Raw genomic sequence first — 11,830 nt, forward strand, 5'->3', positions numbered from 1 at the left:
TATGTTATATATTAGAAAACTCGTTCGGTAATTCCCCAATTGCGAGTGTTTACAATATTATAAGGGGGTGAAACCAAATGGCTAACATTAAATCTGCAAAAAAGAGAATAAGAGTAACTGAAGCTAAAACTCTTAGAAATAAGATGATAAAATCTGCTTTAAAAACTACTATAAAGAAATTTGAAGTAGCAGTTGCTGCAAAAAATGCTGAGGAAGCTAAAGTTAATTACACTGCTGTAGTTAAATCTTTAGATATGGCTGCTTCAAAAGGTATTTTACATAAAAATAAAGCAGCTAGATCAAAATCAAGATTAGCATCAAAATTGCACGCTTTAGAAGCTTAATAAATTAACCGGTGTTTAGCACCGGCTATTTATTTTTTGAGTAAAAGCCTTAGATAAAATGCACTAATGTGTGAATCATTTTATCTAAGGCTTTTATACCATTGCCGTTTTTATTAGAAGCAACTCCAGCTTTATTTTGTCATCACTTCCTTGACTTTTAAGTTCCTTTTCTGTTTCAACACAGATTTCTTCCGATTTTATAAGTTGCTTTAACGTGTAATTTCTACATTGTACCATCATCTTTTCACATACATATGGATGAATTCTAAATTCTCTTGAAAGCTCCTCTTTCCCTTTCCCTTTGTCCATTCCAAGTTTTAAATTTAACATTATATTAAATTGTCTCTCTATCATTGAAAGAATAGATGTTGGTTTTTCACCCCTAAACATAAGTTCATCTAGTATATTAATTGCAAGTTCTGTTCTTTTCTGAGATAAAAAATCTACTAAGTTAAATATATCATTGTCACTTTTTTTACTGGCTAATTCAAGAATATCTTCCCTCTCAATGTCCCTCTCCCCTACATAATCACACAATTTATCTATTTCATTTTTGATGATATCCATGTTGTTTTCAACTTCACTGCAAAAAAAACTTAGTTCAGCTTTATTTATATTCTTTTTTCTTTCATCAAACAATTCTTTTACTTTTCTTTGAAGAACAGCCCCTTTAATTTTGGTAAATTCTACAACACAGGCTTTTTTATCAAAAGCTTTAACCTTACTACTCATTTTTTCTCTGTCGTTATCATATACATAATACATTATTAAAGTACAATGCTTTGGTATATTGCTTGCATAGTCTTTAAGCTTTTTAACAATATCAATTCCATTTTTATTTACATTTTTCGTCCTATCAGTTAAAAAATCTGCTCTATATACAACAACTACCTTTTTTTCACTCATAAACGGAAGGGTTTCACACGCATTTAATATCTCATCATATTGAACAGTATTTCCATCATATTCAAAGTAATTAAGATCTATAAAATCCTTGTTCAATATCTTACTTGAAATTTTATTTACACTGCTTTTTATTAAGCTTTCATTGAAACCACAAAATATGTAAAAATTACTTATTTCATTCTTTTTTATTTTATTCTCTAAATCCAAAAAATTAATCATTTAATCACCTACTATTTCTTTATTACTACCACTTTATTATTTATTACATCAAAGTCTAAGTTATCTACGGGTAAATCTATTGCCTTAATATTGTCATCTTCTTTAATTATATCATAATTTTCGGTACTATTGATTCCATAATATCTTACAGTTCCATCATAAAAATAAACCATATTGCGCTTAGTTGCCATATCTTTAACCTTTAGCATAACTTTCTTATCACCTTGATATTTAGGTATATAGACTAAATATCTGTTTTTCATTAAAATATTATAATTAAAATTTTTATTTGTCACAAATTTATTTACACAAAATCTACCTTGTAGTTCTTCTTTTTCATCATTATTTATAATTTCATAATTTGATATTAATATAGTGTTGAATTTATATCTTAATATAAATCCATATCCACTTTTTAGATCTAAATAAGAAATTTTAGGTGTAAAACTGTAAGTGTTTATTAATATTAATGAGAAAAATAATATGGCTCCATATTTAACATTTCTATAACCTTTCCTTGCTAAGATGTAACAAAAATACAAGTACATTATAAAAATTGTATCAATTAATGGTATATAAAGCATCTTAGGTGTAATGTTAAGTAAAATATTACTTGCACCGTTAAGTGCGGTTAAAACAACATATATGGGGATACAGATTATTTTAAATAATGGCTTAAAGAAAGAAAAAATTAATGCTACATTGCCAAGTGCCACTAATAAAGAAAACATAGGAATTAAAACTATGTTCCCCAAAGCAAACCCTAAACTAAAATTTTTAATGGTGAACAAAACATAGGGCATTGATATGCTTTGAACGCTTAAACTTATACTAAGACTTTCATTTATCTTTTTAGGTAATTTATAAAAAAACCTGGATATTTTTTTATAAAACAAGGCTATTCCGAAAGTTGATAAAAATGAAAGCATAAAGCCTATATCTAATATATAGTATGGTCTAAATAAAAGTAAAATCATTCCAGCTAAGCTTAGGGCTGAATATACATCATAATTTTTATTAATCTTTTTAGAATATTTAAGCACTATTATCATTATCAATGCTCTGACTGTAGCTGGCTGACAACCTGTAAATAAAGTATAAAAAATTCCCATTAGAATTGATATTTCTAGATTAAAACACAATTGTAGGGTTTTAAAAACTATAAGCATGTGTAATCCGGACACACATATAGCATATACTATGCCAAGTCTTTTAAAGTTATCTTTATCATTTTGTGAAAGTTCTGAGGAATCTCCAAAGGCTACAGCCATAATTTTTGATGAAAAATCCTTACCTAATTCATCATCAAATTTTTTAAAAAGCTCTTGCTTATAAAAATACATTTTTGTTAATAAATCGTGGCTTTTCCCATTAACTTTAACAACCTTAAAATCACCTATTGTACCATATTCATAGTCTATATTTTTGTTAAAATATCCTTTTATGTTGGCATTTTCACCTATATTAACCTGTGGTAAATTTCCTCTTATATTTATTTTTCTTCCAATATAACTTGCAGTTGTGTAATATTTATTTTTATTAATAACTCTAACATTGATTGTACTTTGAACTCTAAGATTAGAATGAAAATATAGTAATAAACTAAAGAAGCCAATAAGAAAAAAGCATAGCTCAAAAAACAACAATTTTTTTTGACTAATAATAAACATAAATATGAAAAAAGATGCAGCTATCGCTACATCTATAATTAAGAAATCTTGAAAAAGTATTCCACATAAATCTCCAATTATTATAGAAACAAAAAGATACACTAAGGGTCTCTCCATAAATATACAGCCTCCATGTTATTATTTTAACCAATAACATAAATGCTAAACATAAGTCACGTTGAATAAATTAAGATATAATATAATCTTTTTTAGTAAATACATATTTCATTATTGAAATAAGAATAAAGACTAAAATTATTACTAATGCACTTATTGCGTCAAATAAATTTACAAACTTTAATTCAATAAAGTTCTGCCCTATTCTCGTTGTTATAATCAAACAATTTGCCAATACATAAAAAATCATTAGGAAATCAAAAATTATATTCTTTATAAATCTAAATTTTGTCATAAATACAATTTGTGAAACACTAAATATTATAAATATAGCCATGCCGTTAGAATACATAGAGGAGCTTACAGATAAATTTGGTATAATACAACACAAAAGAGCTAATATCGTTGAGTTCAATACAATATGTTTCCATTTTCTATTCCATATATCTTTGTTAACAACCTTCTTCTCATCTATATTGTTATTTAAAGTTTTCCTAACAGAAAAAATTCCCATGGACAATATAAATGTATTGAATATATTTAGCCATATAATCTCAATTGGTGACAAATAGACTTTGTCATAAAACATTACTGAGAATATGCAAAACATAACTTGACTTAAACTAGACACAAATAAAAATTCAAATATATATATCATAGAATTAATTATGCTTTTGCTATCATATACTGACTCTATTAAATTTTTAAAGTCAAAGTTCCTTAAGTATATATCACTAAGCTTCTTAAGCGTACTACTACACTTTTCTCCATGTGAAATAGATAAATTGGCTATCTTTAATGCTGGTAAATCAGTAAGTTTATTTGCTGTAAGTGCAATATTATAGTTAATATCCTTATAGGCATTAACTATTTTTATTTTATGTGCTGACAGTATTCTAGAAAACATACTTATTTTTTCTATATTCCTTTCCAATTCACCTTCTTCCATGTAATCCATCTCTATACCAGACATTACAACATCACCAACATTTAAAAGTCCCAATCTTTTTCCCGTAGCCATAGCTGTAAGTTTGCTATCTTCTGTACATAAAACAGGTTTTACCGCCATTAATCTACTATTTTTTATATGCTTGTCCATTTCATCCTTAATAGGATTATTTATACCAATGAGCCCTGCAAAAACTAAATTGCTCTCAATATTTTCATTTACTGAAGGTCTGTAATTAAAATTCCTATAAGCTGTTCCAATTACATATAGACATTCATTTGACATATCAATATCTGCGGCCTTTATCTCCTCTATATCCTCAGCTGTAATTTCTTTTTCAATTCCATTCTTCATTATATGAGTGCATTCCTCTAGCAAAACATCAACTGCACCTTTAACATATGCTCGATAATTTCTATCAACTTTATTAACTGTTGTTTGTATTCTTTTTTCTTTATCATAAGGCATCTTTAAAATTCTTTTATGTCTTTCGTATAAATCAATATTATTACTTACTTCGTCGGCAAACCTTCTAAGTGCAACTTCAATTGTGTTATCCGTATTGTTATCTCCATTATAGTCATTACACAAAACTGATGTCTCTAAGATTCTTTCCATGTTATCATTTATTATAAATTTATCTTTAGATGTTTGAACTGTATTTGTATCATATACACTTCTTACATTACTGTTTTTCTGTGTAAAAGCACCTTCTTTTTCTGTAATCAACACATCAATACTAGCTGCCATCTGAATTTTAGATATATCCTTAAAAAATATGCCCTCTCTTTTAAATTTTAACTTTGTAATTAAATTTATAACAATTAAAATTGCAGTTATTGCATAGGGCAATGAGGTTGATAGTAAAACAGACACATATTCATATAAATTAAAGATATTTTTATGGTTTAATAGTTGGTTTAATATAATTATTATTGAGCCGGCTAATCCAATTAATGCCATTATGTTCGCAATTTGCTGTATTCCTTTTAAAAACACATTATCTTGCTTCTCAATATCAACAAGTCTTTCCATAATCTTGCCTATTTCAGTATTCATTCCAACTGCAACGACTATTCCTTCTCCACTCCCATGCTTTACCACAGATGACTTAAACAAGATGTTTCTCATTTCTGATAAATTCAAATCATATTCCAAAAGCTTTGCTGAATATTTTTCTATTGTATTATCATCTCCTGTTACTGCATCTTCTTTTACACTTAAATCTTCACAATCCATTATTCTTAAATCTGCTGGAATTATATTTTCTTTTTTATAAACTACTACGTCTCCAACTACTAAATCTTCATTTTTTATTGTAACTAACCTTCCATTTCGTATAACACTACAATCACCAGCATTAAACTTTTGTAATGTCTTTAAGTCTTTCTGTTCAGTATATTTTTCCATCAACACCGTGCATATACTTATTAATAGGAAAGCCATATAAATTACTGCAGGAAAATAAATATGCAAAATAAAATACACTATAGTATTTATCAAAATACAGATTATCCAAGGTTGAACCAGTTGCTTAAGCATTGATTTGATCAATGTTTTCCTTTCAATGCCTACAATCTTGTTTACTCCATATTTTTCTCTATTTATAAGAACTTCCTCTTCTAAAAGTCCTCTTTTGGAATTGCTTTGCATTAAATTAACCACATCATTCCAAGCCAAATTGTACCAATCAGTCATAAACTTGTTCCCTCCAAAAGCATGAATCGCACTTATTTACTATATATATCGTACATACATACTAGTTAACTTTAATTTCAAACAAAAATTAATACTTATATTATACTAAATCATTAAATACAATTAAATACGCAATTAGTAAAGAAATAATTTTTAAAACATAAAAATAATCATGGTCAAACTTGACCTTAAATTTATATATTAATAATGAGTAATATTTTATTATTCTATTGCATATTTTATGGAGGTAAATTTTATGGATACTATTAAAGACCTAAATATTCCAATAGAATTATTTGAAAAAATTTATCTAACAGATCATCACACTCTGAAAAAAGATTATAAATTTTTAGGTCAAGGTGCAAGTAGAATTGTATACGCAATAAATGATGCTTATGTTGTAAAACTGTCTAAAAATAGAACTGGCAAATATCAATGTAGAACAGAATATTATATTTATAATAACATAGATGAAAAATATAAAAAATATTTTTGTCCTATCGTTTGGTATAAAGAGGGTATGATTGTTATGAAAAGGGCTGAGACTTTTTCTGAAATACTTGGATTAAGACATGGCAGTATTTTTGAATATACAAGTATAAAAAGAAATAGCGAATTTTTTAAAACCCTAAAGAAAATAGCAAATCACTATGATTTACTTTATCCTGATATAAAAGCTATTTCTTCATGGGGAATATTAGAACAAAAACCTGTTTTAATTGACTATGGATGTACTAATTCACTTTATGATAAATATTTTGACTAAAATCAGTATTTTATACAGTTAAAAGTTTATTTTTATTAGTTAGAAATTGCGAAGTAAAGACTAAAGAATTTTATCATAGCTAAAGCTAGATAAAAAGATTAAAGAAAGCCTTCAGCTAGATGAAAGAATTGACGAGGCTAAAGCCGTCAAAGGTGCGAGAAGTTACTTACGTAACAGGTAAAAGATGAGTGTCAATATACTTTAGATTACAGCTTTTAAGTTCAAAGATTTTCGCACGCATAGCGTAGAAAAATCTTCCTTAACACCTTTTGCTGCAAGCAAATTCTCTCACCATTAACGGTATTACCGTTAATTCTTCCATCTTGCCACTCTGGCAATCTTTTACCTTTTTACTTACGTAGTAGAGTAAAAAGCTTTAACCAGGTACTTCGCAATTTCTTCATATTACGCAATAATTCAATTTATCTCAATGTAGTCCATAATTTTTTTCCCTCTTGTAGGCCCTATGGCTTTCTCCATGTCTTTTTCTGAATTTATTTTTCCTCCATTGCTTTCTCTAAACTTAACAATTTTATCTGCTAATCCTTTACCTATTCCAGGTATCTTCTTGCTTACTATTTCATCTTCAGTAGCACTATTTATATCTATTTTATCATCTGATGAACTTGATGAATTTGAATCCACTGAACCTGACCCATTATTATTAATTTGGGCATTTTTCTGATTTTTTGACTTTACCTGTATATCATCACCATCATTCAGTTTTTTAGCACCATTAACACTAAAACAATCTGCATTTTCAGTAAACCCTCCAGCTTTATCCACAAGATCTTTTATTCTTTGTCCATTGCTTAAGGAATACACTCCTGGATTTTTAACTTCCCCATAAACCTGTGCATTAATTTCTTTTTTGCTTTCAGCATTACTTTTGTTTTCATTATTACTGCTATTATCGTTTTTATCAATATCATCTTTGTCAACATCATTTTTATTGTATTTGTTTTCATTAACTACTGACAAATCGTTAGATTCCAGGTTTTTTCTAGAATTTTGTATATTATATCCAATTATGAGGGATACTATGAACATTATAGTAATTATGGACATTCCAATTATCTTTTTCTTATTCATCTTATTTTCCTCCTTATAAAGTAATTATTGACAATATGCACAGCAAATACACATATTTTTTTGCCATTTGCATCATTTTTTGATATACTGATGATGATAATTTTTTAGTTTACTGTAATTTTACGAATTACAAACGTTTAAATTTTATAAAACGACAATTTATAATTATTGTTGATAATAGAAACAGGAGGAACTATGAAAAAATTAGTTACAGTTTTAGTTACAGTTTTTTTGTTAATAAGTAATTTAGGTATAAAAACATATGCAGACCCCGTATCTCCACCTAATGTATCAGGTGATGGTGTTGTTTTAATGGATGCAACAACAGGTCAAATACTATATGGTAAAAACGTAGATCAGCAATTTCCCCCAGCCTCTACAACAAAAATAATGACGGCTTTACTTACAATTGAAAATACTAAACCTGATGATATTGTTACAATAAGTAATGATTTTACAACAAAAAATCATACTCTTTTAGATGGCAATACTCTATGCCTTGAAAATGGCGAACAGATTAAAGTAAAAGATTTGTTATATGGATTGCTGCTTCGTTCAGCTAATGACTCTGCTGTAGCCCTTGCAGAACATATTAGTGGATCTGTTGAAAACTTTGCTAAATTAATGAATAAAAGGGCCCGTGAACTTGGATGTACAACTGCAAGTTTTCAAAATCCAAATGGTCTCTATAATAAAGACCATAAAGTTTCAGCCAAGGATTTGGCTCTCATATTAAGAAAACTTTCAGAGTATCCTGAATTTAGAGAAATAGCAACTACTCCATATTACACAATACCTGCTACTAATAAAACTGATCAAGCCAAAACCGTTATAAACAGAAGTTTAAGAAATGAAAACAAACTAATATATAAAGGTTCAAAGGAGTATTATGAAGGCGTGGACGGAGGTAAAACTGGCTATACTATCCAGTCCCTTCACTCTTATGTAGCTGCTGCAACAAGAAACAATCATAGATTAATAGTTACAATTATGCACAGTGCTGACCAAAAATATTTTGATGATGCTAGAGCTCTTTTAGATTATGGTTTTAATAATTTTAATTTAAATAAACAGTTTTCTAAAGGTCAAATCGTTACATACTATAAGGAATCTAATGGTACAAAAATTCCTCTTGTAGCTGCAGAAGATTTTTATTATGTAACTGACAAAAGCTCCAAATCAAAGCCAACTTTTAAATTTGATAATTCTTCAATTAAAGTGGATAAGTTTAATAAAGGAGAACGCGTAACTAATATCGACCTTAAATTAGATGATAAATATATTGGGAATCTAAATTTACTTAGTGGAGTGACTTATTCCCCAAGTGTATTCTCACAGAATTCCATTACTGCAAATTTCAACAAATTATATATACTTTATGGTGCTATAGGTATTTTAGGTGTAATCCTATTGTTTAATTTAATGTTACGAAAAATAAAATTGTTCAAAAAAGAATTTTAGTGGTTGTTTTTAACAACCACTTTTAATTTACACTAAATTTAACTCAGCGTTTTAATTAAATTTTTAATGTCTTCTGGTATATCTATTTCTAACTCTATAAGCCTTCCATCCCTTGGATGTGGAAAACTTAAACTACTTGCATGAAGCGCTTGTCTTTTTATGATTAAATCATCCCCACCATAAAGTGTATCTCCATAAATCGGATGTCCTATGCTGCTTAAATGTACTCTTATTTGATGGGTTCTACCCGTCTCTAATCTTAATTTTAACACATCTGCATTAGTTAAACCTTTTTCAACCTTATAATGTGTTATGCTTCTTTGTCCTCTTTCATCTATAACTCTATTTATTGAGTCTCCACCAGTTCTGTATATAGGCATATCAATTATACCCGTCTTTTCACTTAGGTTTCCCATTACTACTGCTATGTATTCCTTTTTAAATGAATCAAGTTCCATATCTCTTGCAAGCGACATGTGTGCAAATTGATTTTTTGCAATTAGTACAAGTCCTGATGTATCCCTATCTAGTCTATTTACAAGTCTAACTATACAATTTTCACCTTTTTCTTTAAAATAGTATAACAATGCATTAGCAAGGGTTCCATTTTGATAACTTTTTGTTGGATGAACCACCATTCCAGATGGCTTATTTACAACAATAACATCTTCATCTTCATATATTACTGAAATATCTATTTTTTCTGGATCAATGTTTTGACTTTCTTCTCTAGATAAGTCTATTTCTATTTTATCACCAGCTTTTAACATATAATTCATTTTAACAGGAATACCATTGACCTCTATCTTTTTCTCTATGGATGCTTTCTTTATAAACCTAGAGGATATATTTAATTTATTTTTTAGATATTCCCTAATCTTTATATTATTTTCTTCTTCTGCTACATAATATTCTAGTTTGTTATTCATTTTCTACCCTCTTATTATTCAACTATTGCTACAACCTCTATTTCAATTAGAGCATCCTTGGGTAGCTTTACTTCTACGCAAGATCTAGCTGGTTTGTTATTTACGAAATATTCTCCATAAACTTCATTTACATCAGCAAAATTTTTCATATCGCTTATAAATACTGTGGTTTTAATAACATTATCAAATGAAGTATGTGCCTCTTTTAATATGTTTTCTACATTTTTTAAAGCTTGATGCGTTGCTTCCTTAATATTAGTATTTACTAGTTCTCCTGTCTTAGGATTTATTGGTATTTGACCTGATGTAAAAAGTAAATTTTGAAATTTTATTGCCTGTGAATAAGGTCCAATTGCTGCTGGTGCATTTTTAGTATTTATTATTTCTTTCTCCATGTTTGTTTCCACCTTTTCTCTTATTTATTTATATCATTTCCAAGTAATATAACTATATCATACTTTTTGCTTTTTTCTTGAATCAATTCATAGGAATTTGCTTTAATATCATTACCCATATAATCTTTCACTTCAGGAATTTTACCTTCATCAATGCCATAAAATGTTACTTTTGTCTTATCAATTGGTTTTTGAGGTGAATTTCCAGTTGTTATATCTGTAAAACCATTTTCCTCTAATGCTGTTTTAAAGTTTTTTGCTAACCCATTTTTAGTTGTGCCATTTAATATATCTATTTTCAATGATTTTTTATCTATATCATTTTTAACCTTTGTGTTATTTCCAAGAAGTTTATTATTATTTGCTGTATCAAGCAAATAATATTCATTATTATCTATTGCTACATTCAAGCCCTTAGCAGTATACATAGTTACTTTTGTTTTATCTAGATGACTAAATGCCCTTGCATACTTAAATACATCGTAAGTACTCATATTACTTTCAATATTTTTTGATAAAGTTGAAATTATTGATGGATATTTAAATATTGTTGAAAATCTGCTAAAATTATTCATTGATTCATTAATAAAGGATTGTTGGTTTTTTATCCTTCCAGTATCCCCCGATAAAAGTCCAGTACCATCGTTATTTTTAACCCATCTATAATATTCCTCAGCCTGCTGACCATTTAACTTAATAGTACTACCTTTTGCAAAATGAATATGTAAGTCTTGAACCTTATCATCATAATTCATTTTATTATTTATATTCATTGTGACTCCACCAAGAGAGTTTATTATATTTCTAAAGGATGCATAATCCAATTGAACATAATAATTTATTTTGGTATTCATCAGTTTTTGAACACTATTTACTATGTATTTAGGTCCATCTACTGAACTAGCATAATTTAATTTTTGTGCCTTATTATCCACTTTGATTAGTGAATCTCTAGGAATTGAAATTATTTTTAAACTTTTATCTTCTGGTTCATAATGAAATAGAATTATGGAGTTTGCTTTTTTTATGTTATCTCCTTTGGTTGTATCATTTGCATCTTTTGAACCAATGTCAACTCCTGCAACAAGAATATTAACTGGTGCATCCTTAGCAGGTTCAACCGCTTTTACGTTTATAAGATTTGATTTACTATTTGTTCCAGACAAGTAAAATACAGTAAAAAATGTGATGCCCACAGCTAAACAAATAAATATTGCTAAAATTATAATGATCACTACTTTTAAAATTTTATTTTTTTTAGTTTTTTGGCTTTTTTCCATTTCT

General features: G+C 28.0%; 10 protein-coding genes. 3 read left to right on the forward strand and 7 right to left on the reverse strand.

Annotated elements, in window-relative coordinates:
- Positions 1 to 77 precede the first annotated feature (77 nt).
- Positions 78 to 344, forward strand: a complete 267-nt coding sequence (rpsT, locus tag B8978_RS03535; RefSeq protein ID WP_084113892.1) for a 30S ribosomal protein S20 — start codon at positions 78 to 80, stop codon at positions 342 to 344.
- A 93-nt stretch (positions 345 to 437) separates the two neighbouring features.
- Here rpsT and holA read toward each other — a convergent pair whose 3' ends face one another.
- The 3 genes from holA to B8978_RS03550 form a co-directional block, all read right to left on the reverse strand.
- Entirely contained in the window at positions 438 to 1,469 is a 1,032-nt protein-coding gene (gene holA, locus B8978_RS03540) for a DNA polymerase III subunit delta (RefSeq protein ID WP_084113893.1), read from the reverse strand.
- Between the two features lie 11 nt (positions 1,470 to 1,480).
- Positions 1,481 to 3,256, reverse strand: coding sequence for a ComEC/Rec2 family competence protein (locus B8978_RS03545; RefSeq protein WP_084113894.1), 1,776 nt, complete (start codon positions 3,254 to 3,256; stop codon positions 1,481 to 1,483).
- A gap of 70 nt (positions 3,257 to 3,326) precedes the next feature.
- Entirely contained in the window at positions 3,327 to 5,903 is a 2,577-nt protein-coding gene (locus tag B8978_RS03550; RefSeq protein WP_084113895.1) for a P-type ATPase actuator domain-containing protein, read from the reverse strand.
- 256 nt (positions 5,904 to 6,159) lie between these two features.
- Here B8978_RS03550 and B8978_RS03555 point away from each other — a divergent pair, with 256 nt between their 5' ends.
- Positions 6,160 to 6,669: a hypothetical protein gene (locus tag B8978_RS03555; RefSeq protein WP_084113896.1), complete on the forward strand. Its 510-nt coding sequence runs from the start codon at positions 6,160 to 6,162 to the stop codon at positions 6,667 to 6,669.
- Between the two features lie 417 nt (positions 6,670 to 7,086).
- Here B8978_RS03555 and B8978_RS03560 read toward each other — a convergent pair whose 3' ends face one another.
- The gene (locus B8978_RS03560) at positions 7,087 to 7,761 is read right to left on the reverse strand and encodes a ComEA family DNA-binding protein (protein WP_084113897.1); all 675 of its coding nucleotides are present in this window, start codon (positions 7,759 to 7,761) and stop codon (positions 7,087 to 7,089) included.
- Between the two features lie 195 nt (positions 7,762 to 7,956).
- Here B8978_RS03560 and B8978_RS03565 point away from each other — a divergent pair, with 195 nt between their 5' ends.
- Positions 7,957 to 9,222: a D-alanyl-D-alanine carboxypeptidase family protein gene (locus tag B8978_RS03565; RefSeq protein WP_084113898.1), complete on the forward strand. Its 1,266-nt coding sequence runs from the start codon at positions 7,957 to 7,959 to the stop codon at positions 9,220 to 9,222.
- Between the two features lie 38 nt (positions 9,223 to 9,260).
- Here B8978_RS03565 and B8978_RS03570 read toward each other — a convergent pair whose 3' ends face one another.
- The 3 genes from B8978_RS03570 to B8978_RS03580 are packed head-to-tail and all read right to left on the reverse strand — an operon-like array spanning position 9,261 to position 11,826.
- Positions 9,261 to 10,151 carry an RluA family pseudouridine synthase gene (locus B8978_RS03570; RefSeq protein WP_084113899.1) on the reverse strand — a complete coding sequence of 297 codons (891 nt, stop codon included), beginning with the start codon at positions 10,149 to 10,151 and terminating at the stop codon, positions 9,261 to 9,263.
- Between the two features lie 14 nt (positions 10,152 to 10,165).
- Positions 10,166 to 10,546 (reverse strand): RidA family protein, encoded by a 381-nt coding sequence (locus B8978_RS03575; RefSeq protein WP_084113900.1) that lies wholly within the window; start codon positions 10,544 to 10,546, stop codon positions 10,166 to 10,168.
- 20 nt (positions 10,547 to 10,566) lie between these two features.
- Positions 10,567 to 11,826, reverse strand: coding sequence for an LCP family protein (locus tag B8978_RS03580; protein WP_084113901.1), 1,260 nt, complete (start codon positions 11,824 to 11,826; stop codon positions 10,567 to 10,569).
- Positions 11,827 to 11,830: the final 4 nt, after the last annotated feature.

It is taken from the genome of Clostridium acidisoli DSM 12555, assembly GCF_900176305.1.
Taxonomy (GTDB): Bacteria; Bacillota; Clostridia; order Clostridiales; family Clostridiaceae; genus Clostridium_I; species Clostridium_I acidisoli.